This window comes from uncultured Microscilla sp. (assembly GCF_947493425.1).
Lineage (GTDB): Bacteria > Bacteroidota > Bacteroidia > Cytophagales > Microscillaceae > Microscilla.
The window spans coordinates 26,279-51,784 of sequence record NZ_CANLRP010000041.1; the positions used below are offsets into that span (position 1 = coordinate 26,279).

16 protein-coding genes are annotated in these 25,506 nt (G+C 40.5%); 8 read left to right on the forward strand and 8 right to left on the reverse strand.

The features are described 5' to 3' along the window. Positions 1–57: 57 nt before the first annotated feature. Positions 58–1,533 carry an NAD(P)/FAD-dependent oxidoreductase gene (locus Q0954_RS12970; RefSeq protein WP_299457459.1) on the reverse strand — a complete coding sequence of 492 codons (1,476 nt, stop codon included), beginning with the start codon at positions 1,531–1,533 and terminating at the stop codon, positions 58–60. 512 nt (positions 1,534–2,045) lie between these two features. Between Q0954_RS12970 and Q0954_RS12975 the strand changes: the two genes are divergently transcribed. Together Q0954_RS12975 and folE are read left to right on the forward strand one after the other, a co-directional pair. Beyond that, positions 2,046–2,456: a 6-carboxytetrahydropterin synthase gene (locus Q0954_RS12975; RefSeq protein ID WP_002699514.1), complete on the forward strand. Its 411-nt coding sequence runs from the start codon at positions 2,046–2,048 to the stop codon at positions 2,454–2,456. Continuing rightward, positions 2,416–3,162, forward strand: coding sequence for a GTP cyclohydrolase I FolE (gene folE / locus Q0954_RS12980; RefSeq protein ID WP_299457462.1), 747 nt, complete (start codon positions 2,416–2,418; stop codon positions 3,160–3,162). The genes Q0954_RS12975 and folE overlap by 41 nt, the downstream gene beginning before the upstream one ends. Positions 3,163–3,745: 583 nt before the next feature. Here the strand turns inward: folE and Q0954_RS12985 are convergent. Beyond that, the gene (locus Q0954_RS12985; protein ID WP_299457463.1) at positions 3,746–4,897 is read right to left on the reverse strand and encodes a hypothetical protein; all 1,152 of its coding nucleotides are present in this window, start codon (positions 4,895–4,897) and stop codon (positions 3,746–3,748) included. A 554-nt stretch (positions 4,898–5,451) separates the two neighbouring features. On the opposite strand from Q0954_RS12985, the gene Q0954_RS12990 reads away from it, so the two are divergent. From Q0954_RS12990 to Q0954_RS13000, 3 genes are all read left to right on the forward strand, one after another. Next, positions 5,452–6,279 (forward strand): hypothetical protein, encoded by an 828-nt coding sequence (locus Q0954_RS12990; protein WP_299457465.1) that lies wholly within the window; start codon positions 5,452–5,454, stop codon positions 6,277–6,279. A 41-nt stretch (positions 6,280–6,320) separates the two neighbouring features. Next, positions 6,321–6,677 carry a hypothetical protein gene (locus tag Q0954_RS12995; protein ID WP_299457467.1) on the forward strand — a complete coding sequence of 119 codons (357 nt, stop codon included), beginning with the start codon at positions 6,321–6,323 and terminating at the stop codon, positions 6,675–6,677. Between the two features lie 221 nt (positions 6,678–6,898). Further along, the gene (locus Q0954_RS13000) at positions 6,899–7,687 is read left to right on the forward strand and encodes a prolyl oligopeptidase family serine peptidase (RefSeq protein ID WP_299457469.1); all 789 of its coding nucleotides are present in this window, start codon (positions 6,899–6,901) and stop codon (positions 7,685–7,687) included. Between the two features lie 73 nt (positions 7,688–7,760). On the opposite strand, the gene Q0954_RS13005 is transcribed toward Q0954_RS13000, so the two are convergent. From Q0954_RS13005 to Q0954_RS13020, 4 genes are all read right to left on the reverse strand, one after another. Further along, positions 7,761–8,798 (reverse strand): PorP/SprF family type IX secretion system membrane protein, encoded by a 1,038-nt coding sequence (locus Q0954_RS13005; RefSeq protein WP_299457471.1) that lies wholly within the window; start codon positions 8,796–8,798, stop codon positions 7,761–7,763. 357 nt (positions 8,799–9,155) lie between these two features. Continuing rightward, positions 9,156–12,278, reverse strand: a complete 3,123-nt coding sequence (locus tag Q0954_RS13010) for a gliding motility-associated C-terminal domain-containing protein (RefSeq protein ID WP_299457473.1) — start codon at positions 12,276–12,278, stop codon at positions 9,156–9,158. A gap of 740 nt (positions 12,279–13,018) precedes the next feature. After that, the gene (locus tag Q0954_RS13015; protein WP_299457476.1) at positions 13,019–13,840 is read right to left on the reverse strand and encodes a hypothetical protein; all 822 of its coding nucleotides are present in this window, start codon (positions 13,838–13,840) and stop codon (positions 13,019–13,021) included. Positions 13,841–13,927: 87 nt separating this feature from the next. Next, entirely contained in the window at positions 13,928–20,086 is a 6,159-nt protein-coding gene (locus Q0954_RS13020; protein ID WP_299457478.1) for a hypothetical protein, read from the reverse strand. 313 nt (positions 20,087–20,399) lie between these two features. On the opposite strand from Q0954_RS13020, the gene Q0954_RS13025 reads away from it, so the two are divergent. The 3 genes from Q0954_RS13025 (at position 20,400) to Q0954_RS13035 (ending at position 22,545) form a co-directional block, all read left to right on the forward strand. Further along, the gene (locus Q0954_RS13025; protein ID WP_299457481.1) at positions 20,400–20,690 is read left to right on the forward strand and encodes an autorepressor SdpR family transcription factor; all 291 of its coding nucleotides are present in this window, start codon (positions 20,400–20,402) and stop codon (positions 20,688–20,690) included. A gap of 25 nt (positions 20,691–20,715) precedes the next feature. Further along, positions 20,716–21,372: an SdpI family protein gene (locus Q0954_RS13030; RefSeq protein WP_299457484.1), complete on the forward strand. Its 657-nt coding sequence runs from the start codon at positions 20,716–20,718 to the stop codon at positions 21,370–21,372. Between the two features lie 63 nt (positions 21,373–21,435). Then, positions 21,436–22,545: an alpha/beta fold hydrolase gene (locus tag Q0954_RS13035; RefSeq protein ID WP_299457486.1), complete on the forward strand. Its 1,110-nt coding sequence runs from the start codon at positions 21,436–21,438 to the stop codon at positions 22,543–22,545. 471 nt (positions 22,546–23,016) lie between these two features. Here Q0954_RS13035 and lpdA read toward each other — a convergent pair whose 3' ends face one another. Both lpdA and msrA read right to left on the reverse strand, forming a co-directional pair. Further along, on the reverse strand, positions 23,017–24,411 hold the full coding sequence (lpdA, locus tag Q0954_RS13040; RefSeq protein ID WP_299457489.1) for a dihydrolipoyl dehydrogenase: 1,395 nt from the start codon (positions 24,409–24,411) through the stop codon (positions 23,017–23,019). 292 nt (positions 24,412–24,703) lie between these two features. After that, complete coding sequence (gene msrA, locus Q0954_RS13045) at positions 24,704–25,267, reverse strand: peptide-methionine (S)-S-oxide reductase MsrA (RefSeq protein WP_299457490.1); 564 nt, start codon at positions 25,265–25,267, stop codon at positions 24,704–24,706. Between the last annotated feature and the right edge of the window lie 239 nt (positions 25,268–25,506).

The following is a 25,506-nucleotide window of genomic DNA, read 5'->3' on the forward strand; positions in this document are numbered from 1 at the left end:
TGTGAAAAAATATTAAACCTAAGGTTTTTATTAAGCCTTTCGCTCACCATCATTGGCTTACAACCAGTCCCTTTTGAGCTTATCAAAGGCAATGATGCCGCTCAATACTGCTCCTGGAATACCCTGTCCAGGGTAAGCAGTGTCGCCACATAAATAAGCTTTGTGTTGATCAAGACGGGCACCTACCATTTGCCAAGGTTTTGTGTTCATGTATTGTGGGTAACCACCCACAAATCCGTGGGCACGTCCTGTCCATTTTTGCCATGACTTTTGGGTAGACGAATGACTATATACAATATCTTCTTTGGCAAGAAAACCTTTTTGTTCCAATGTATCAAGGATGACTTGTTCTACCAGACCTTTGTTGATGTTTGTATTTTTTGCAGGATGAGCTATGTGTGTGCTTATCGAAGCCACCATTTGTCCTTTAGTGTCACATCGACTGGTGTCTTCGGGGTGGCTTAAGCTTACAAAAATACTGTGTGAACCTATTTCGGGCAATGGCTTGGGCAGGTGTATTTGGTGATGAATGCAATTTTGTGGGGTATATTTACCAGGCGTAAAACCAATGCCCATTTGAAAAGCACTGTTGAGTTTTTCAGAAGGTAACACCTTATGCTTAAGTGTAGACTTTACAGCGTTTTTGTACAATTGTACCGTATTATTGAGTGGAACACCTGATATAAGAAAATCACAGGTATAGTTACCTTTTTTTGTCGTTATTTCATATTGTTGATTTATCGTATTGTATTCGATATGTTGTACTCCGTTTCGTAGCATTACCTCCGACCCATGTTGTTCTAAATATTCAATCAATGGATTGACGAGGTTAATCAAACCACCGGGCATATAATAGTTTTTGTAATTAGTATAACAAAGTGCGGTTGCTCCAAACAACACATTTACTTCAGGGTGGTAGTTTTGAGCAGTTATGAGGAGTTGCTCATCTACAAAATCGACAAACAGTTGATTGTCCAATAAATCAAACTTTTTGAGTAGCCACTGCATCGAAAAAAAATCGTACCTGGCATAATTCACCTGTTGTACACTGGCGTTGCGTATACATTGCCACCAGTCGGCTAGTTGAGTAGGAGGGAAGGCTGTTTGACGCAGGGAGGTTTTCCAAACGAATTGGCTCACCTTATAGCAAAACTCCCAAAACTTGCGTTGATTTTTTTTGCCAAAAACCCGCTCTGCTTCTGTAATCCAGGCATCTAGTGATTGGTAGCGTTGTGCCACCTGCTGGTCTTTGAGGTGTACTTGCATGGGCAACGACAAGTAGGTAGGGTTTAGCTTGATGCCAGTCTGATTTAGCAAATACTGCAAAGGCATGTGTGGGTCAAGCCCTACCAGTGTGGTAGCACCACTTTCAAAAACAAAACCTTTACGCCAATAAGAACTAGTGCATCCACCAGGTAAATAATTTTGTTCCAGTACTAAACAATTGAGTCCTTGCTGGGCAAGCAAACAGGCAGTGGTAAGGGCTCCCATTCCTGAACCCACAATGATGACTTGATGATGAGTTGGTTTCATAGATTTATTGGCAAAGTTACACTCGTTTTGGTATCGGGTAAGCTGGTTGTTTGAACTTTGCAGATCAGGAGAATGTTTATAAAATTTAATTTTTTTTGTAAGTAGTACATTACAAATAGTAGCTTTTGGTCTATATATAGGCAGGTACAAAACTTCACTTTATTTGAAAACATATTTTAGCGGTTTTTGGTAAGCTTTTTCGAGAAAGAAGTTATTCTGAAAGGGAAAGGTAAATGCTTAAGTGACCACATAAAATTTTGTTTTTTTTTAGTTTTAAAAACTTTTAATAGTTATAAGGCAGGAGTGATTCAAAAAAGCAAAAAAAACAGCGGTAAAAATACCATTTTAGTAAAGCCAGTATTGGTGACCTATGCTTTGCTTCTTAGAATTGTTTCGAATTTATTTATTACATTGCAAAGAAAGTGAAACAAAAACAGTAGAGATATTGTTTGGTGTATGACTGCTTTCAAAATCATTTTTACTAATTTTTTTGCATTAGTAACACTTTATAAATGAGAGCAATAATTGCACGTAAAGAACACTTCAACGCAGCCTATCGTTTGCATAACCCTGATTGGAGCGAAGAAAAAAACCAAGACATTTTTGGACCTTATAATAATCCAAATTATCACGGTTGTAATTTTGACCTTGAGGTACAGGTCATAGGTGAGATAAACCCTATAACTGGCTATGTGATGCGTACCGAAGATTTGGCTGTATTGGTGAAAACCCAAGTGTTGAATAAGTTCGACCATAAGAACTTAAATTTGGATCTTGAGGAATTTGAACGCCTGAACCCCACTATCGAAAATATCGCAATGGTTATTTGGCGAATTTTGAGAGAAAAGCTGGATCCTAAACTCGATTTAAAAATCAGACTGTATGAAACAGAGAGAAACTTTGTTGAATTCCCTGCGTCCTAATAATATGAATGGAAAGCATAAAAATGGAGTTCATAATCACAAAAATAATGACAAAATGAACATGGAGGAGATGGGGGACGAACACGTAGCCTCTTCTTATGAGACTCCTTTACGTGAGGATGCATTTGAGGTGAGCGATGATACTAAAATTAAACTCATTGAGGAACGTTTTCGCGAAATTATGGAAATTATGGGGCTCGACCTAAGCGATGATAGCCTGAATGGTACTCCTCACAGGGTAGCTAAAATGTATATTAAAGAAATTTTTAGTGGGTTAAACCCTGCCAATAAACCAGCACCTACATTGTTTGAAAACGTGTATAAGTACAATGAGATGTTGGTAGAAAAAGACATTACGTTTTTCTCTAATTGTGAGCATCACTTTGTGCCTATTTATGGTAAAGCCCATGTAGCCTATATTTCAAGTGGTAAAGTGATAGGCTTATCTAAAATTAATCGAATTGTTCAATACTTTTCGCGCCGCCCACAGGTACAAGAACGCCTGACTATTCAGATTGGTAAAGAGTTGGAGAAAATGTTAGACACTGGAAGCGTTGCAGTGGTAATGGATGCTGCTCACATGTGCGTTTCATCACGTGGTATACAAGATACCAACAGTACTACGGTAACTTCATATTATAGTGGTAAGTTTCAGGAAGAAGCCACCCGTAATGAGTTCTTAAAGTATATAGAAATGAACAAATAAATTGCTGTAAGACACACAAATAATATAATATAATAGGTTGGCTATGGCCAGCCTTTTTTCTTAACAATCATTTGATAGTAAATAAAAATTTAATTGATAAGTGTCTGGTTATGAGTTTTTTATGGGTTCAAGTTGCACTTATCTGAAAAAAAACACCTGGCATTTGTCATTTTTCTGTCAGTAGAGCATTGTTATTAATGGAAGGATTTTATAATCACCGTTTTTCTAAAAAAAACTAATTCGGGGCCTCTTTTTGCCTGATGTAGAGGTACCCACCAACATAAAAGGCATCTGAAGCTTCAGATGCCCTTTATCAAAAAATATTGAGGGAATTATTATAAATAATGTTAATCCATTTTTGCCTGATGGATTATACTTTCACTTATCAAGTACATTTTACCTATCCAATCTCTCCCCCCTTTGTAATAAACTTTTAATGTTTTTTGCGATAGGGGGAGAGATCAGGGTAACCTACTCATCTTTACTACTTCATCACTTAAAATAACTCACCTAAATTTCATTTCAAAAAAATACCCTCCAGAGAGGGTAACTAATCATTATTTCTTTTGTAGCGGCTTGACAATTAATCATCATTTGTGTCAAAGTCTTTGTCGATGCCATGTATTTTGTAAGAAACCAAACGGCTCAATGGCAGCTGTTTGTTGGTTTTTTTGTTCATCTTTTGGATAAAACCAGTGGTAACCCCATGTATTTTGCACGAAATTAACCTGGAAGCAGATACTTCTTGATAGCCTAGTTTATTGAGTGCTTGTACAAATTCAGGAGTTACTCCGTGAATCTTAAAACTGGTAAGTTTAGATGCACTTAGTTGGTCATATCCCATTTTCTTAAAATCCTTGACAAATTCAGGCGTGACTCCGTGTATTTTAAACGCAATAAGTTGAGCAGCAGATAAGTTGGTTATACCTGTTCTTTTCATGTCATTCATAAACTCTTCTGTCACTCCATGAATTTTAAAACCTGTAACTTTATTCATAGAGATGTCGCCAAACTTCTCACGCGATGTTTTCACAAATTCAGGTGTGACCCCATGAATTTTAAAAGCAATCAGTTTGCTTGCTTTAAGGTCGCTACCAGCGACTTTTTTCATTTTTTCTATAAAGGGTTGAGTCACTCCATGTATTTTGAAAGCAATTAGTTTATTCAATGAAATATCTCTAAATCCAGCATTGTGTACTTTTTTGATAAATTCTGGTGACACATTGTGGATTTTTAGGGCAATGAGTTTAGAGGTGGAGAAATTTTTGTACCCCGTTTTTTTAATGTCTTTCACAAACTTTCTACTTACATTGTGTAGTGTCATTGCCATGAGTTTGTCGTTGCTTATTCTGTCAAAACCTTCCTTTAGCAAGAAATTGCGAAAATCCTGATTGGGTTGAAAAGTAAAATCACCCGCACCTGCCTTGCCTACAAAAGCTCCGTTAAAGCTAAGCTTGCCTGCGTCTCTACTGAGCGTGAAAGTATGGTTTTCTTTGTTGTTGGGTTGGAGCCCACTAAATTCCTGTTGCTTATACGATGAGCTACTGTTCCAACGACTATGCTGCCCATTGTCTCCTGCGCGGTTTATGGTTATCTGCAGCCATACTTTGTTATTTTTTCTTAGTTTGGCTACCCATTCACCTTTTATATTAGTGGTAGATGAATTGTTTTGAGCATTGGTTTGGCAAAAAGCCAACATAGTTGCCAGGATAATGAGTGATAATATGCGTTGCATAAAGTACATGGTTATATAGTTTACTAATTGATTATTTGATGCGTTATTTTAAAAATCAAAAAAGGAAACTATTACTTTAGAGAAAGGTTACAGGCAGACCATAAGTTTTCTTGAAAATATGTATCAAACCAACCACTGTGTAGGCTTGTGTTATTACAATAGTCCATAGTATTTAGTCCATAGTCCGTAGCTGATTTGAGTAAATGTTTACCTTATTAAGCCCTGTAAACCGAGCCTGTAGCTCTGCTACGGCGAGCTCAACGAAGTTAATCAGTAGTTTATACTAAAGTTGCGTACCTACTTTATTTTTAAAAGGGTTTCAGTTTTAGGTCTACGCCGTGCAATTAAATAGTTTTTAAAATCATAACCTGCTGATAACCGAGCCTCTGGCGAGTCCTTAGATACCGATGTATATCGGTGCTCACCGAAGGTAATCAGCAGTCAACTTTGGCTAAAATCACTGCGGAGTATTGTTATTATAAAAGCAAAAAAATAATTAAGGTAAGCAACAAGTGCCAGGTGAGGCGTTTGTTGTTGAACCTGAAATAACTGACATGATGAAGAAAAAACTACGAATAGCTCTACTGATACTCTGGTTTATGCCTGGTATGATGTTCAATGATTTAACTTTTGCTCAAGTAAATGTATCACATACTGGAGCACAGGTTTCTTATGGAACCCGGTTCGATGATATTACCACTGGACTTAATACTCAAAGTGGGCAAATGCTTACCTTTATTATAGATAATTTCTCTACCTGGCCTTATGGTGATAATTTTTTCTTTGTAAACTTCTTTTCGGGACAGTTTTTAGACGCCAACAATCAACCCACGGGCAACCACTACAGCTTGTATGCCGAGTGGCAACCACGAATTAGTCTAAAGAAAATATTCAACGGAGGGGGAGAAGATCCCAAGAAGCGTTACCGGATTAAAAACCGCCAGGCGATCAGTTACAACAATGCGTTTGGGGTAGACGATATTTTATTGGCAGGGCAAATCAACCAAGGTGAAAACTATCATGCTCGAATGATTGGGTTATCGGTCAATTTTAGGGTGCCGCTATTCAATGTATTTTTTATCAATGGGTATTACCGTTATGATAACTCCGATTTTAAAACTTATCAAATTACCGGAGTTTGGGGGTTGCCTATTCGTATTAGTAATCGATTAGAGTTCTCCTTTCAGGGCTATTTTGACATGTTTCAAAGCCAAAACGATGGTTTTGATATTTTGACTCAACCTAATATTGCCTGGAAGGTAAGCAAGCTTTTTAGCGAAGACCCTCAAAATACTTTTAAAATAGGGGTAGAGTGGTTTTACCATCGCAATAGTACCTGGACAACAAGTACTCCACAGTTTTTTGTGCGTTGGGCGTGGTAAATTTCAGCGCATATTTTTAACAACTTAAACGAACTATATGTATGAGTATTTTTAAAAAGTTTTTGAAGGATTTGGCAGATGATGCCGAAAAAGAAATCAATGGTTTTTTGGATAAATTAGAGGAAGAAACCAATGTACAAAAAACACCATCGCCATCTAATGGGGGAGGCAGTCACTTTCACGACTCTTACTCTAATACACCTCACACCGATGAAGAGGAGCAAAGTAGTGGTAGTTATAAGTCTGACAAAACCTGTTGGAAATGTAAGCAGGCTACAGTATATTATCTGGGGACTGATTTTGTCAATGGTAATCCAATGACTGGAGCCAGCGATTGTGAGGTAGATCACATTTATCGTTGCAAAAGCTGTGGAAATAAATGGACAGAATCTTATTAAAACAAAAGGATACATCAATAAAAATATTCTTAAATTGTATCTTCAATAGGCTTTTGATTTATTAACCAAAAGCCTGTTTCTTTTTGTAATTCAAACCAATTATTGTGAAAAAAAACTTGACAGGATTTGTTGTATACCTTTGCCTTTTGTCTTGGTTTACAGGCTGTGGTAACGCTCAAAAAAATACAGCAAAGGCCGCTTTTTTAGCCGAGCCTGCGGCAATGAAGCAATCACAAATTACCACACCTAAAACTAAAGTGTACCCTATGCTAGACAGCGTTGTTACCCTCACTATTGGTGGGCATAAACTAGACATACGCAGCCCAAAAGGGGAGGTAAAAGGAAATATTGTAGTATTGCCAGGCTGGAACTTCCCTAAAGAAGATTGGTGTAACAAATCGTCTTTGTGTAAAAAAGCGCTCGAACAAGGGTTTAGGCTAGTTTTGCCCGAAATGAGTAAAAGCGTGTATTCAGCAAAATTTTATCCGCAAACCCTTCCAGGTTGGAAGAAATACCCTGACCTCAACTGGGTAGTCAAACAAATGCTTCCGAGTTTACAAAAAGACTATGGTATATTGCTTACTTCACAAAAAAACTTCTTATTGGGGTTGTCTACTGGCGGGCGTGGGGTAGTAGCTATAGGCATGGCAGCACCAGCGTTGTTTGTAGCAGGTGCGGCACTTTCGGGTGACTATGACCCTACCAAAATGACTACTGATCGTTTGATGATTGGGTATTTGGGTAGCTATGGGCAGTTTCCGGCACGTTGGAAAACAGGGACAGAAAACCTGGTGTACCACGCCAAAAAACTAAAAATGGGTTTATACATAGGCCATGGCAAGCAAGATCGTATTGTGCCTTTTGCTCAATCTTTGTTGTTATACAATGCCCTAAAAAACGTAAACCCTGACCTTAAAGTGAAATATCATTGGACTAAAGCAGGACATAATTATAAATATTGGGACTCAGAAGTAGACAATATGCTGGCTTTTTTTGGGGAGTTTTTGTGATAAAGGCAATGGTTGATTAATAATCCTTCTCTCTGGCTGATTAACCAGAGAGAGGGAAATGTTTAAACTATCCCTAGAAAGAAGGACAAGGGAAAAAGGTTTTCTTCCGCTTCTTAGATTTTTTCCAGGTATAAATCACGCTTATTTCGTGGGCATTGTTCAACCGCACATCTTTACCATTGATACCTGCATCAAAGCTATAGCTAATGCCCCAGTTATTGAAGCCAAGCCCTGCCATGAGCACTATGGCGTCATTATTAGGCAAATCGTGCGCGTACTTTTCAAATACCCACCCCCTGTACACAACTCCGGCAATGCCTTGTACATTACTGGCTGCTTTGTGCTTATACCTAAAGGCATAACTGATAGGAAAGTGGGCATAAACACCCAGGTCCATTTGCTTAAAACTTCCTTGTTCCTTGTACAAAAAAGTCGGACTTAATGAGCTGTTAATATCGTGAAATAAGGGAATGCGTGCTCCTGCATAAATAGTGGCTCTGGTAGCCACCCTGGTGTTGAGCTGGTCTTGAGCGAAAAAGCTTTGTTCAGGACGGTTCAAGTGATTGACCGATACACCTGCCCAAAACACCTCGTTGTGTAGCAACAATCCGGCGCCTACACTAGGGTAAAATATACTTTCGCTGATAAGTTTTTCGGAGTTATTTGGGTTGATTAAGCCTGAGTTGTCAAACTGATCTACAAATTTAAGATTGTTTTCCAGTCTCTTGTTGATCACCCCAGCTTCCATAGCAGTGCGCAACCGCCAGGTTTTACTCAACTTGATAGCGTAGCCATATTGCAGTGCCACGTGATAAGCTACTACACCTACTTTGCCCTGTTGGTCACGTAGTATAAAACCACCTACATTGCTTCCACCTTTGCCAAAATTATGGTCGAGAGATACCAGCGTAGTATTCATTCCGCTTGATACCTCCGCCCATTGTGCACGACTAGTCATAGCAAACCGAGTACCCGCAGTACCTACCGACGCAGGGTTGTGGTACAAAGGAACATTATAAAACTGTGAAAACTGGGGGTCGGTTTGTGCTTGTGCGACCATGTACAGGCACATAAACAAGCACATGAATATATTGTATTTAATTAACTTCATGGGGGGATAATTCTTTAGCTTTGTCTGTAATACAGGCTGTCTCATTACTTAAACGTTGCCAAATTTTATTCAGAAAAAACGTTTGTTAAGAAATTCTATATCTGGCAGATTTCAAAAATCTTCCAGTTATGGTTAGTATTTAGAATAATATCCTTCTAAAATTTCTTATGAGATAGCCACAAGTAACTTATAGTATAGTATTGAGTGTTGTTTTATGCACAAAGGCTTGTATTAAATAATACCAATCCAGTCTGATCACTTACTTGTTGATATGATAAATATACACCTGTATAACAATTTATTTATTGCTTTGTGGATTGGTATATGTATTTTGAAAGCCTTGGTACTTAGCAAGTGTTATTTTACCAAATGGACCATGGCTTGTTTTTCTTTGTTTTTACCATTGATGCCCCGATACACTACTTTACACCTAAATACACCTGCATTGGCAACCTGCCCTTTTACGGCACCATTCCAGGTACTGTCTAACTTATTGGAGTGAAAAATTAAAGTACCCCAACGGTTGTAGATCATAATATCGATGTGCTCAATGTAGCGCCCAAACACTTTGAAAAAGTCATTATTTCCATCACCATTGGGTGAAAAAGCCTCAGGGATATACACGACAGGATCGCAAAGTGCTGTTACCTTGATGCTATCCGTACGCTCACAACCGTGTACATTTTGAGTAGTTACTGTATACAGTCCTTCTTTTGTAACGGTCACATATCTTGAGGTTTCGCCTGTGTTCCAGGTATAATGATGATTTTCGCCTCCATCTAGCTTCAAGCTACCTATATCTTCCAGGCATACCGTAGTATCTTGTTTGGTAATAGGAGCAGGCAATTCGTGCACTGTAACGGGCACTTTAGTAAGTGGTGATTCGCAGCCTTTTGCATCTACTATATTTACATAATACTGAGTAGATGTGGTCAATACTGGAGTTTGATATAGGCTATCTGTTACTCCATTAATGGGTGATGTTTTAAGCGAGTCATTATACCAGCGATATTCACCATTATTTGCCCCACTTACTTGTAAAGTAACACTATAGCCTGTACATCCTTCACTAGCAATTATGCGAGGAGCATGGGGCAGTGGGTTGACGATTGCCTGGACTAAAGTGCGAGGACTTTCACAACCGTTAACACCTACCTGTGATACATAAAAGTTGGTGGTACTTGTCAGCAAGTCAGTAGTATAAGTTTTCTCTGTGCCAGCCCTAAAGGGAGCAGTACTGGTGCTGTCAGTATACCACCTGTATTCATAAGTATTGTTTTCATTAATGGTAAAGGTGATTTTACCACTTCCACATACTTCTTGATTACTACTCACTACAGGAGCACCCGGAGTAGGTTTTACATCCGCTATTACTGCAGTCATTGAGCTCACACAACCGCTATTGCTTACAGCTGCCACATAGTATGTCGTGTTTTGATCAATGGGAGGGGTATTAAATGTGGTAGAGTTTGCCCCAGAAATAGAGTCAGCAGTATTGGTAGAGGTATACCAACGGTAAATGCCACTAGTACTGCCACTTGCTTGTAATAATATGCTATAGCCTGCACAGCCTTTGCCAGGAATAACTAAGGGAGCCGGAGGTAAAGGGTTTACTGTTATGAGCACCTCGGTACGGCTACTTTCGCAGCCAGCGGCTGAGGTTTGCGATACATAATATTTGGTGTTAGCAGTAAGTATCCCACTCGTAAACGTTTTAGCCCCTGAAGACTGAAAAGCAGTGCCTCCCATTGCCATAGTATACCAGTTAAAAGTATTCGTATTGGTTTCGTTGATGGTGACGGTGGCGGTTTCTCCACTACAAATGCTCATGCCTGGTACTTTTGGGGCGGCTGGAGGTGCCTCCACTTGTGCTACTACTGAGTCAAGTAGGCTGGTACATCCTTCGACACTTTCGGCAGTTATGTAAAAGGTGGTGTTGGTAGCCAAAGGTGGTGTAAGATAAGTACTATCAATAGCTCCAGCGATGATATCTACGGGGTTTTTGGAGGTATACCATTTATATTTGCCTTGTACTCCTCCGCTTACCTTCAATAATATTTGTTCGCCAATACAGCCTTTATTACCAATGACTTTTATCACTGGCAAGGGATGCACTTGCCCAGTAATTTTGGTGCGGGCACTTTCGCAACCATTGACCGCGCTTACCTGCGACACATAAAAAGTGGTATCTTTGCTAAGTACCCCAGTAGTAAAAGTCTTGTTAGTGGATGCTTGGAAGGCAGTACCCCCTATGCTATCCTTATACCAGTGGTAAGTATTGGCGTTGGTTTCGTCTACTGTAAAAGTAATAGTACCTTGCACACATACATCAGTTACTATCATTTTGGGTGGTAACGGTGTAGACAACACTACAGTACTCATGGCTACTTTATCACTTTCACACCCATAATCATCTACTGCTGCTACATAATAAGTGACACTGTTGGTGGCAAACGGAGGATTGTAAATATTGGTCACTTCCCCGCGAATAGAATCTGCCGAATTGGTAGATGTAAACCATTTATACCTGCCATTGGCACTGCCACTGGCTTCTAGCTGTAGGTTTGCTCCACAAGCAGGTGTCACAGGCACGGGTATGGGTTCGGGTACTTTGGGCGATTTGGGCGGAATCACTACTGAAGCTTGAGTCTGGCAACCACTTACAGACTTAAGCGTCACGGTGTAAGTATCACCAGGGGTAGGGTTAGTGACAAACACGCTTTGTCCGGTTTGCCCATCCGACCAGTTATATTCGTCATAGCCTATAGGTGCCGAAAGCGTGACTCCATTGACATTGAAACAATAACCACTGACTGACACCGACTGAAGCGAACATCCAGTAGTAAGGTAGCAATAGCCAAAGTGCCCACCCAACGTACAGTCATTAGTAGTAAACTTGATTGTGATTTTTTGTCCAATGTAGGGCATCAGGTCTACCGCTACGGTTGTCCAGTCTTTGTAGCGAATGCGCCCTTTAGACTGAAAACCTGGAATATTGCCCCCTGACACGAATTTAACCGAGCTACACGGAATAGGTTGCCCCGCAGCATCAAACATGTTAAACTCCAGCCCTGGTTGTTGGTGGGGTTGGTGGTTGGGATCTTCCAGTACTACGGCATATTGATATTGAAAAGTTGACTGAGCGGCAGTTACTGTAAAAGTAATTTCCATTGATTCAGCCTTTCTGTTTGAGGCGTCATTGCCTAACCTTACTGAGTGCGTTGCACCCGCAGGTACAGTCGGGATTCCCACTAAAGGGTCTACTCCTGGAGTCATGATAGTATGGCGGCCATTTACCAAACCAGTGTTTGGCAAAGTGATCACTCCACTACCGTCAATGCTTCCAGTTTGGCCAGTCCATGCACCAAAAGTTCCACTCTCGAAACTAATATCAGTACAGCTCACATTTTGTGCTTGAGCATACGAGGTCAGCAGCCCGCTTATGATTAAAATTAAGCAGGCGATTATGTATTTTCTCATTGATGTATAGTATATAAAGAAGGGCTGCTGAGCCTAGATATTTAATTGAGTAATAGAATGTTGATGTGGGACTTGCCAACAGGCAATAGAATAGAAGGCATCACCCAGTATATTGCTAGGTAATGCAAAAGTATATTTTGCTAATTCCATATTTTATAAAATTTTGTGGCGTGAAATAATATGTAAAGTAAGAGAGTTGTCAGAAGGTAAAAAAGTGTCTTTTTGTAAAAAACTTACAAATGTTAGAACTTTTTTTGTTTAGACGTTACAATTGAATGTTAATTTTGTGTAGGTTTTGGTTAAAATAATACTATAAAAGCGGAGCTAATTTTTGAATAATATGGGGGGAACTGTGTAGCATCAATCTCTCAGGTAAATAGCCAATTATTGGGCTTATATTGTGTTGGTAATCTGTAAACCTAGATAAGCCCCTGTTTTTGTGTTGTAAAAGTTCACTAATGTATTTTGCCTCTTCAGAACTTATCTTTTGGGGGTAAAGTGGGATACATCTAAGTGCACACTAGACTACACAAGTGTAAAAATGTGTAGGAGTTAGCACCTTGTTTTTTGAAGTAAACCTTGTATAAACTTAGGTCGCAGGCGATGGTTTTTATCGATTTTGAACCTTTATATTACAACTTTTTGTGTAAGTAAGCCTGGTAGTAGTATGATTACGATGGCATTTTTAACCACTTAACTTAACATAATGCATAGTTATAAGGCTTGTTGATCAAAGTAATTTACCTAAACTCTAGCGTTGTTACCAGCCCTTCAGTGACTTGTTGAACCTCTACCCAAGCAATTTTGTCAAAAGAGCTATGTATTAGAGCCAATGATGTTTCATCGGTTTTGCTTAACCCAGTAAGCATTGTCAACGCCATCATCAATTTTATTGAGGGTTGGTATACTTTTAAGCCAAACTTTACCACACCCTGAGGGGTGAGCCATAGCGAAAGAGCCAATTGGATAGTATTGTAATGCTCTAGTATTTCTTGTAGATAAGTAGGAAAGGCGTTAACCTTATATAAGTCTGCCAAAGCAAGTGCGTGGTGATACTGGGTAGTAAGTGTTTGTGTAACGTCAAACAAGAGTTCTATTTGTTGAATACCTGCTCCAGAAAAATCTTCTCCGTATTGGGTGCACTTAAACGCTGGGTGGTATTGTGTCCACCTATAAAACAATCGTCGGTTGAGGCTGTCTTCATCAAATGTGGCAAGTATTTCGGTTGCAGTTAAATTTACGGGAACATACCACCCAGCATTTGCTCCCAGGGTGTTTAGCTCTATCCAACTCCCCAGTGTGTTGGGTTGCCAGCGTTCACCCAGCGTTTCTAGTCGTTGCAAGTGAGTCATTGCTATCCCTAGCTCTTGGTGATAATAATTGGCGTGACTTTCTAACACCTCCACTGTTTTTCCCTGAGTACTGAAAGTAAGACAGTTACGTTGCTGAGTTATGGCTGCACTAAATAAAGCAGGGGGTACATTCAGGTATTGCCACCATTTTTTTAACAAGGCAATGTTGGTGTTGTTTTGTAGTGGGGTGTTGCCAAGCATCCATTGCATTTTTTGATCAAACTGAAGTGTAAGGTTTTTTGAAGAATTTTTAGAAAACATTAATGCGTAATAAATTGATAATGAACGAATATACTGTTAGATCTCTGATAATAACTGAAAGTGATTATTACCTACTTCGACTACATTTACTACCCGACCACTGTTTGGTCCTGTACCATAAGTAAAGTTGATTCCAGCGGGTGTCACGGTATTTGCCGAGGATTGTCGCCACCAGCGTATTTCTATGCTTTGCCCCAGTGCAGTACATATCTTATCCACAATATTGAAGTTATTCTCCAAAAAACCTTGATGGTGCACTCCTATAGTCTGCCTTATCTGCAGAGCCTCTTGCTTGGTGAGTGTTTTGCCTATACCCGCAGCAATAGAAAATACCAAACAGTTATTATTATTGCCTGATACATTGGTTACCCTAAAACGACTGGGTAAATGCTCGCTGGGTGTGTCATTAGTTACTATTGAGTTAGTTTCAAACCACGACAGTGTTTTAGCTGCCTTTTTCTTTTTAGTGGCAGTTTTTTTCTTTGAAGGAGCTTTTTTAGGTTTTGGTACAGACTGGTTTGATTTTGTGCCTTTTTTCTTTGGTTGCTTTCCAGGCAAACCAGTTGGACGATGGAGTAAAGTTTGCTCTTGGCCGTTCTCATCAGTCAAGTTTATTTTTTTGACCCCTGTTGTAGTATCCTCATTTTGATAGCCCGATAAAATATTGATGATATAGTCTATTTGCGGAGCACAGGTAGTGTTAATGGCGTTCTTTAATGCCTCTAGTTTTTTGGGGGCGTTTTGCTCTAAGTTGGATATAAGGCGATTCAAAAAAGTAAAGTCAGGGGTGTAGTCTTCTACATCTTCTTCTTTTTTCTTTCTGAGTTGGTTTTGTGCCTTATTTACTTTCATTTCTAGGTTGAGCAATGCTTCTTCTGCCTCTTCCTTATGCTTTAAGTAGTCTACCGACTCTTGAGCAGTGGGCATTTTTCGGCTTACATCGTATTTTACAATAAATGGACGAAAAGCAGGATTTTGGTTAGAAATAGCATACTCCAACATACCGGTATAATGCTTAAAGCCCAATTGTTCGTACAGTTTACGGCGCACATTCCTACGCAACTCACCTCCTCTAAAGTCATCAGCAAAATCTTGGTTAGTGTATTTTTCTTTGGGTTTGTCAGGAGCCCCAAATAACTCATCCAAGGCAGGAGCGACCCCTGTAGCTCCATCAGTCAATGATATTTTAAGCATTACTTTAGAAAACATCTCTACAATGAATGCCCGGTTGAACACATCTTTAAAATTTACTAATCCAGCCTGAGGCCCTTCCCTTACCCCTTTGTCAATGCCTCTGATTATTTCTTTGCCAATCTCTTTGTATACTTTGCGCATGCCATACTCCCCGGCTTTTTTGCCCAATAGTTCCATTCGTTTTTCAGGGTTGCCAGTAAACCTGTCAAAAAAAGAGGCGTCATTGTCCACGTTTGCCGACTCCAGTGCATCAATACTCTCGCTGCCTAACCAACTCATGTTTTCAAAAATGGCTTTGAGTTCAAAACCACCCATGAGCATTCCCGACAAAAGCGCTCCCTTGACACCCGCCCAGGCAGTTTCACCAAAAGCGCCCCCTATGCTGTGTTTATAAGGATCAAGTGCCGAATTAAGCAAAGTAATGGCCATTCCTTGCCCGATAAAAAATGCCGAAACCACCAGCTTAGCTGCTAAGGCACTGCCTATGCCTAGCCCGGCGCCAAAAGGTACAAAAGCTGCTGTAGATAACATCCAAAGCATCTTGCCAATGTTTTTTCGATACTTGGCTGCTTGTTTTTCATAGCCTTCCTGACGTTCTTCTACATCGTCGAAATACGTGTCATAAAAGAACCCCTTATTTTCGCCAATGGTTGAGTGCACCTTGCCCTCATCACGAGCACTGTCCAGCTCGCGCATGGCACTTACCAAACGAGCGGCTCCTTCTTTACGTTCGGTACTTTTCACTGTGAGGGCTTTCCATTGGGTAGTCATAGAGCCCCCTGTCAAAAATTTCTCTTTTTCTTGCGAAGCAAGGTATTTATACACTTCAGTCAAGGTCACCATGTCGCCCGATTGGTAGCCTTTTTCTTTCAAAGCATCAAAAAAACTTTTATCAAACTCTGCCGAATTGCTTAGGTGCAATAGTAGATTACGCACCATGTCCAGGTATGCTCCATCGTTCGGAAAAGCATTCTTAAGCTGGTTCAACCGATCTTGGCGGGGCATAGGTACGCACTCATTTCTAATGGTAATGTTCAATTCATTGTATGCTTGTTCCAGCGTATTTATTCGGTTTTCATTGGGCTTTTTTTGTCGTTTCTCAGCCTTTATATCTTCCTTCAACTTTGTCCGGCGATCAATTTTGTCGCTGTGTGCTTTTACATTAGTCCATTCTTCCAGCAGTACCCTGCCGTTGAGATTGGCGAAAGCGGCACTTGCCCCACTTTTATCTCGCCCTGAGGCAGGCCTAAACCAGCGATAATTGCTTTTAAGAATTTCGTTGATTAGATCAAAATCGTGCCCATACATACTAGTGACAGTGTTCACATTACGTGAGGAACTTTCTCGGCGGTAGTTAAATTTAGTTAACTTTTCAAACTTTCGGTAAGCCTTAAAATCACTGTGTAATAAACTGCTGTATACCTCTACAAAGAAAATATTTTTGCGTTGCTGGAGCGAGCGGGCGTAGGTTGGGTAAGAATGTTCGTCTTTCCTGAAGTTAGGATTACGCCATTTGGTAAGGTTTGCGTTGAAGTGTGCCCTTGACATCACAAATTCATCACCTTTTTGCCATATATCAAGCGCTGCTTGTAATGCCTTGTTATAGTCGTTGGTATTTTTTATTATTTGGGCAAACCGGGCGGCATACGTTTTAACTTTTGCCCGGTACGCTTTATAAGACAGTTCTTTGACCCCTCCCAGGTTATCCAGGTCGCTTTGTTGGTCACGTCGCTCTGTTTGTGCTTTGCCTATATCATCATTTACATCCTTAGACTCCACATAGTCGAGGTGATAACGTTTGTAATCACTATCTGGCAAACGGTTTTCTTCACGGTTGAGGTCTGATGCTCCGTCACTTATATCCTTTCTGATGCGTTTATCGAGGGTGTGTGAAGTTTTCTTTTCCAGCTTTTTATAACTCCCCTTACTAATATTCTGTCCATCATTGCTCCAGTTGAGCAAAGGGTGAATATGCAAATGAGCTTTCAGGCTATTAAACCGCTCTACAATGCTTTTATTACCCAATTTTCGTTTCCACGAAATGCCCAAAAAAGAACTTTTCAGGTGTTTGGCAAACTGGCGCTCCAGCCCTATGTGCATTTCCTTGTCTGCTTGGGCAATCTTCAGTTCTTTATCGTTTAGCTGAAAAGCCAAGGCTACCACCTTGTGCGAGCTAAAACTTTCTTTGCCTGCATAGCGCCTCAATTCTAAATAAGTAGGCGATACATCACCACCGTATTTTAGACTGCCCACTACCTCGTGTATCTGTTTAGGTGCAACTCGCAAAGCTATCAACACTCGCCTTACCCAATCCAATGCCCAGTCGGTGCGGTCGTTGGCTTGTTGGGCATCGGTGGCTTTGTCTATAGACTGGTCTTTGGGCAAAAAGGCATTCAAAAACTGAATTTTCCAGCGGTCGGGCAACTTCATCAGCGATTTTACCAAGTCTTGCCGACGGTTGATTTTATACCTTTTGGCGTTGAGTGGATTCCATTTATTATCCCAGCCTCCGCCTTGGTCAGTAATGTCTGCTTGCCGGGCAATATTTACCAGTGCCGCCAACATTTCAGGTTCAAACTCTGCCCCACGGGTTTGAATAATGTGGCGGACTGTATGTACAATTTGCTTGAGATCTGAAGCTTGGTGTCCTTCTATCCGTTCTTCTTCTAAGCCTGGCAGGTAAGCCTTTCGTTCAGGATTTTTTGAGCTGTTAGGTGCAGGTGCGTGCCTACTTTCATCGCTTGGGTGATCGTCTTGTCGGTCGTTGTTGGCGGTACCAGCCTCTACCATATAGCGCAAAAATTTTCGGTCACCTGAGTTCCAGCCCATCTTATTGGCGCGGTACTGTTGTTTTTGATTGTCAGACAAAAAGAGGGTATACCTGCCCAAAGACAAGATATTGGTCGCAAGTGCGGTGGGGTATTGAAAAACGGCGGCAACAGAGCCGCCCAGTTTGCCCCAAAAACCTTTGCCAAGCAATACTTGACCTTCGCCAATAGATTGAAGGTATTGGGTAGGGCTGGGAGGGGTAATATTTATTTCTTCGAAATCTTTGCTTTGGTTCTTGTCTTTATATTTGCCTATTGGTTTAAATTTTACTGCTTGCCCCGAAATGTAGCGACGAATGACAGGTTGGTTGTTAAAATAAGTTTTTTCTTCTTTGGCAATGGTTTTTAGCCAGGCCTCTACCGCTTTGGCAAGGTCTTTTACTTTGCCATTGGTTTTGGGTAATGAAAACCCAAGCCTCCCAACGTACTTGCTGGCGCCTACACTAAAGTTTTTAACAATAGCGGCCAATTGTCGGTCTTTTTGTGCCAAGAAAGCCGATGCCCCATCTCTATCCCTCAAAATATTGGCCTGCCATTCGCCCAGTTTATTTTCCAGTGCTGTTTTTTTGGCTGAGTCTTTTTCTTTGCCTATTGCCTTAGCAGTGGTTTTGATCGCAGCATAGTGTGTATTAGAAATTACAAAGTTTTTGATTCTGCGGTAGTTGTAGGTGTTTAGGCTACGTTGCATAGCTGCTCCATAAATATTCCAGAGCTTTTCCAACTCGTGCGGGTCGCATAACTCAGCCAGTCTTACTACCTCTTCTTCGTTAGACACAAACCTAGCCCAAGTACCCCGCTCCATTAGCCCCAGCGATACTGCCAAACGGGTGGCATTGGTGGCTTTCCCTCCATTGTCGAGTAGTTCAAACAAGTATTTGGCGCGTTGCCCATCTTTGCGATCGTTGCCTACGTTGGGCGTACCATAGCGCTTGATGAGTACTTCACGCAAAGTTTTATGGTTAGTGTTATCGGGCACATTTACAAAAGCGGTTTCTACTTTGTGTATGTCAGGGCGCGACATGAGCCTGATTGCTTGAACAAAACCAATTTGGTCTTTGGAAAAATTCACCATCAGCAAATTATATAGTTGATGAGCGGCCGCATTGATCGACATACTTTTTTCCAGTAAAGTAGCTTTTAATGAGCTTTGTCCACCTGGTTTCTTTTCAGGATTTTTTTGGCTTAATCCCCTAAACTCCCGTCCTCTGTAAGGAGCGTATACATTATAGAGTGTTTGGTCAGAATCACTATTAGCTTCAGCTTTGTCGCCAATATGTATTTGCCCTTTAGAAACCCTCAAGGCTTGTGCTTCGGCCACCAGTGCGGCTATAGTTCCATTCCAAGTACTTTTAAGCTTGTTTGCCTGAGTAGCGAGGCGGGCAAGACGTTGGTCTATAGCTTGGGTAACTGCCTTTTGTTTTTTTGGTGCATAGGGAGTTGTAATGTTAAATGATAAAGCCAACGATACATCTTGTACTGCCTGATATATATCCTGATTGATGTTTTCAATGGCTGTTTTCACTTCTTTAGCTACTATCTTTAGTGTAGCGAGGATAGGGTCACTGCTATGAGTTTTAAGAATGCTTTCATCTAAAGTATGTAAGTATTGATTAAGCCTACTGATTGCTGTGATGGCATAGTTACGGTTTTGCTCAAAAATCTTTTCTCCATCATTTATCTCCCGTGCCGAGCGTTCGTAGCCTATGTCACCTCCGGGTAGTTGAGTTGGACTTACTTCTTCTCGACGACTTCCTGATTCAGGTGCAGGGTTGATTTTTACCTCTGGCAAAGGCAGGGTATCTTTCTTTACCTTGGGTGGTAAATCTTTGGCAATAAGTGACTGTGCTTTTTTGAGTGGGGGAGTTGACTTTTTCTTTTTCTTCCTTCTTCTTTTCCTTTTTTTCGGGCGTTCACTATGATCTGGTAGATAATCTTCTCGACCTGTGTCAAACCTCTCTTCATTGTATAAGTCTATTTCCTCATTAATCTCATGCTGCCAGTTTTGTTTTTTGGCAGCTCTTCCGTGGTTTTTCTTTCGTTGTATGGGTGTTTGTTTGGCGGTTATAGGGTGTTGCTTGGCCTTGTGTTTATTGGTGCCAGCATTGTTTTTGGGCAATGTATGCTGTGTCCTGTTTTCTTGGATCGAATCAGTTTTCTGGATTGACTTGGGCATCGGATATTTAATAAATAAGTGTAATAATAGGGTGTTCTTTTATAAAACACCTCCCTCGGTTAGTGATAATTCCCTGCCGCCAAAATTGTGCATCTTTCCTCTTTTTCTTAGGACTATTTTTTTTTATGATGATCATATAACATCATATTATAAGTAATAGAATAGCTTGTTTTTTGTAAAGTACTTATAAACAGTCACTTAAATTGAGGGGAGATTTCAAAAAGGAAGATTTTTGCACTCAAAACTTGTGTAATTCGTTATAGAAATATATATTTAGATAATTATCTAACTATTGAATTAAAATGAATAATACATGAAAAAAATTTTCAAGGCGTTGGATGATCCTACTCGGCGTAAAATTCTGGATTTGCTCAAAGACAGTGACCTGACAGCAGGGGAAGTTGCAGACCATTTTGATATGCGCAAGCCTAGCGTATCGTATCATCTTGACTTGCTCAAGCAGGCAGAGTTGGTGGTGTCGGTCAAAAAAGGGCAATATGTATATTATTCGTTGAGTACTTCAGTGCTTGAAGATATAGTGACCTGGCTAATGGGGCTCAAAGACAGTGAGGCTCCTTCGAGCGACCAGGCAATGAGTGATTAATTTTGAAACTTTAATATTAAAAAATATGATGGACAGTAAACAACATACCTTGATTTGGTGGGTTTGGGGTGGGCTCACCATTGCTTTACCAGCAGCAATTGCGGCGTTACTTTGGAGCAAGCTCCCGGCAGAGATTCCAATACATTGGAATATTCACGGCAAACCTGACTCTTATGCGGCTAAAGAGGTAAGCATTGCCCTGTTTATGGGCATCAATATTGTGTCGTATGGCTTGCTTTTTTTGTTGCCTAAAATTGATCCTAAGAAAAATTTTGAGCAATTTAAAACCGCTTTTCGTTGGGTGATCTTCTCAAGTACTACGCTCATAGCGGCCATTACCAGCCTTATCATTATCCATTCGGCAGGTGTTCAGTTTCACCTGTTCAAAGCCATTCTCACCCTTATTTTGTTGTTATTTTTAGTCTTGGGCAACTTTATGGGTAAACTTCGCCCCAACTATTTTGTGGGCATTCGTACCCCTTGGACTATAGAAAACGAGGATGTTTGGGTAAAAACCCACCGTTTGGGTGGACAGGTGTGGGTGGTTACAGCACTTATATCTTTGGTTATGCTCTATGGTGTACAATCGCCAATGTGGGTTTTTATGACAGGCATTTTAATCATGGTATTGGTACCAACCGTGTACTCTTATATTTTACACAAACAACTCAAAGAACACTAGTGTACACCATAACCTCCACCTATTATTAACTAAGTTGCAGTATAACTCTTGATTAAACTACCCATGAAAAAATTGAATCATTTGCATACATTATTATTCATTGCTTGCTTCATGGCTACCTTAACAATTGGCCAGGCAATGGCACAAAACAAAGCTCATATTGAGGAAGAAGTCATTTTTAAGAATGGTGAAGTTACCCTAAGTGGTACCCTTACTTTGCCCAAAGCCAAGGGTAGACATCCCGCAATAGTGCTTATTACGGGTAGCGGACCACAAAACCGCGATTCGGATATTTTGGGGTTTAAAATATTTAAACAAATCGCCGATGATCTTACTGCCAAAGGCATCGCTGTGCTAAGGTACGACGATCGAGGTGTGGGCAAGTCTACAGGAAAACTTATGCAGTCAACCACCGAAGATTTTGCCGAAGATGTGGTAGCAGCCATTCAATTGTTAGAAAAAAGAAAAGACATCAACCCCCAACAAATAGGTGTATTGGGGCACAGCGAAGGGGGCATTGTGTCGCATTTGGTCTATGCCAAGCATCCTGGCCTTGCTTTTATGGTATTGATGGCAGGACCTACAGTGGCAGGCAGAGAAGTGATTTTAGAACAATCGGATGCTATGCTAAAAGCTGCGGGTAAGTCAGACGAGGAGTGCAAAGCGCAAAGAAAACGTTCGTTGATGATGTTTAAGGCAGTAGAAACAGGCAAAGGTTGGGAAGAAGTAACCAAAGCAAATGTGGCTTATTTGTTAGAAGAAATAAAAAAGCTACCCAAAGAAAAAACCGCTCATATTACCAAGCCTAAAGTATATGCTGAATATGTGATTAAACAACAGCTCAAAGGAGTGCAAAACCCTTGGTATAAGTTTTTTATCGGCTATGACCCTCGCCCAAATATGGAGAAAATTACTTGTCCAGTACTTGCCATTTTTGGCGAAAAAGATTTACAAGTGCTGACCTCACAAAACCGAAAACCTTTAGAAAAAGCCCTGAAAAAAGCAGGAAACAAAGATGTAACCGTAAAAGTGCTCAAAGACGCCAATCACTTGTTTCAGAAAGCCAATACAGGCTCGCCTGGCGAATATGCCCAACTTCCTAAAAAATTGTTGCCTGAGTTTTTGCCCTTGGTAAGTAGTTGGGTATTGAAGCGGGTAAAAGTGGTGAAATAGTCAATAGCTTTTAATTAGTAGCCCCAACAAGGTTCCCCATAAACGGGATGTCGGCATAACCTCCACTAGCGGCTAGGTCTAGGTAGAGTCATCAAGTTTGTAAAGGGTTTATTTTCAGATACTTACAACTTTGATAGTTAGAAACCGCTTCGTGTTTATAAATGTTCTTATTAATTCGAAAGCCAGTGATTTACTAAATATTCCCAAAATAAAACAGCCCTGACCAAATCGTTAAGATAAGTCAGGGCTTTTCAGGATATTTTTAGAAGCTTATGCAACAGCCGTCAACTATCGATGGAAAGCTTTTAACTACGCTTTTTGTAAACAGTTGAAAATCAACGTGATATAAAAGTGTAGTTACCCGTGGAACAGGGAGTAGCACCGATATTCATCGGTATCTAAGGACTTGCGACTTGTCGCACCGATATGCATCGGTATCCAAGGACTTGAAGCTTGCCCCCTGTGGGGAACTTACAAGTGAATCACCTCATCATAAGCAGCTGCTGTAGCTTCCATGATGGCTTCTGACATAGTAGGGTGGGGGTGTACCGCCTTCAAAATTTCATGGCCAGTAGTTTCCAGCTTACGTGCTACTACTACCTCGGCAATCATTTCGGTTACATTAGCGCCAATCATATGCGCACCCAACCACTCGCCGTATTTGGCATCATAAATCACCTTGATAAATCCGTCTGGAGTTCCACCAGCCTTGGCTTTACCTGAGGCAGAGAATGGGAATTTACCCACTTTAAGCTCATACCCTGCTTCTTTGGCTTTTTTCTCAGTATAACCTACAGAGGCAATTTCAGGAGCACAATAAGTACAACCCGGAATATTGTCATAATCTAAAGGCTCAGGGTTGTGCCCTGCCATTTTTTCTACGCAAATAATACCTTCGGCAGAAGCTACGTGTGCTAAAGCAGGTCCCTTTACAATATCGCCAATGGCGTAAATGTTAGGAATATTGGTTTGGTAAAACTCATCTACCACCACTTGTCCGCGGTCAGTTGCCACGCCTACATCTTCCAGACCAATACCTTCGATGTTGGTGCTTACGCCTACCGCCGATAACACTACGTCACACTCTATTACTTCTTCGCCCTTTTTGGTTTTTACGTGTACTTTGCACTTTTTACCTTTAGTATCCACCGAGGTCACCTCAGAGTTGGTCATCACCTTCATGCCCTTTTTCTTATAAGTGCGTTCCAGTTGTTTCGACACGTCTATATCCTCATTAGGCACAATGTTAGGCATGTACTCCACAATAGTGATTTCGGTGCCAATGGTATGATAAAAATAAGCGAATTCGATGCCTATAGCACCAGAGCCTACCACCACCATCGACTTAGGCTGTTTGTCGAGCACCATTGCCTGGCGATAACCAATGATTTTTTTGCCATCTATAGGCAAGTTAGGCAGCTCGCGGGCGCGACCACCCGTGGCAAGTATGATGTTTTTGGGTGAGTATACAGTTTTGGCATCTTTGTCATCGGTTACTTCAACCTTGGTGCCTTTCAGTACTTTTCCAAAGCCAGCAATATGATCGATTTTATTTTTTTTAAGCAAAAATTGAATTCCTTTGCTCATTCCTCCTGCTACATCACGGCTTCGTTTCACCATGCCGGTAAAATCAGTTTCAGCCTTACTTACTTTTACACCATAGTCTTCAGCGTGTGTAATGTAGTCAAACACCTGAGCACTTTTGAGCAAAGCTTTGGTAGGAATACATCCCCAGTTTAGACAAATACCCCCTAGTTCGGCTTTTTCTACTATGCCTACTTTCATTCCTAGCTGAGAAGCACGAATAGCAGCTACATAGCCTCCCGGACCACTACCTATTACAATAAGATCATATTGTGCGGACATATTTTTATGTGTGTTTAAGATGTTGAGAAATCAATTCGAAATAGAATTTTTCATATTTACCATTCTTTGCCAAATGATTAATTTTTTGAAAAATTCCATCATGCATACAAGTCCTTACAAAGGTAGCAGAAATGAGAAAAAAAAGAAATTTAGTGAGAGTTTAGGGTAGGGGAGAGAAAACCAGCTTTTGTGTTACTTGCTGCTTATTATGCCAGATAGAAAACACTCCTTAATTTTTAAGAAGTGTTTTCTGGGGTAAGTTGTTGAGCCTGGTTCGAGGCCAATGATTGATTTACTTCAGTTTGTCCGCAAAGTTCTTTTTAAGTTTTTCTACCTTGGGGTCAATCACATACACACAATACCCTTGTTTTCGGTTATTATTGTAATAGTTTTGGTGAGAATCTTCTGCCGGATAATACACCCCCAAAGGAGTAATTTCAGTGACAATTTTATTGGCCCATATACCTGCAGCATCCGCATCTTTTTTAGATTTTTCGGCTATTTTGCGTTGCTCTTCGCTATGGTAAAAAATAGCCGAACGGTATTGCGTACCCACGTCGTTGCCCTGACGATTGAGCGTGGTAGGATCATGGGTGCGCCAGAATACCTCTAATAGCTCAGCAAAGCTAATGATCTTTGGGTCAAACGTAACCTGAGCTACTTCAGCATGTCCAGTTGTACCTGTACAAATTTCGCGGTAAGTAGGGTTTTTGGTGTTACCACCTGTATAGCCCGATTCTACTTTAGTTACCCCTTTTAATCGTTGAAAAACAGCTTCTACACACCAAAAGCAGCCTGCCCCCAGTGTAGCTTTTTCCAATCCGTCAGGAGTAGGTTGGTTGTTTGTTTGAGTCATAGTTGTTCTGTTACTAACCTTGTTTTGAGAGTTACAAGCCATTGCCAGGCACATAAGCCCAACAAGTAGCGTTTTTACTTTGAGTAAGTTATACATAAATTATTATAAGTGATGGTTCAGGTAAAATGTTTTTAATATAGAATAGAAGTATCAATACTCCGCGATTTTAAAAACTATTTAATTGCACGGCGTAGACCTAAAACTGAAACCCTTTTAAAAATAAAGTAGGTAAACAACTT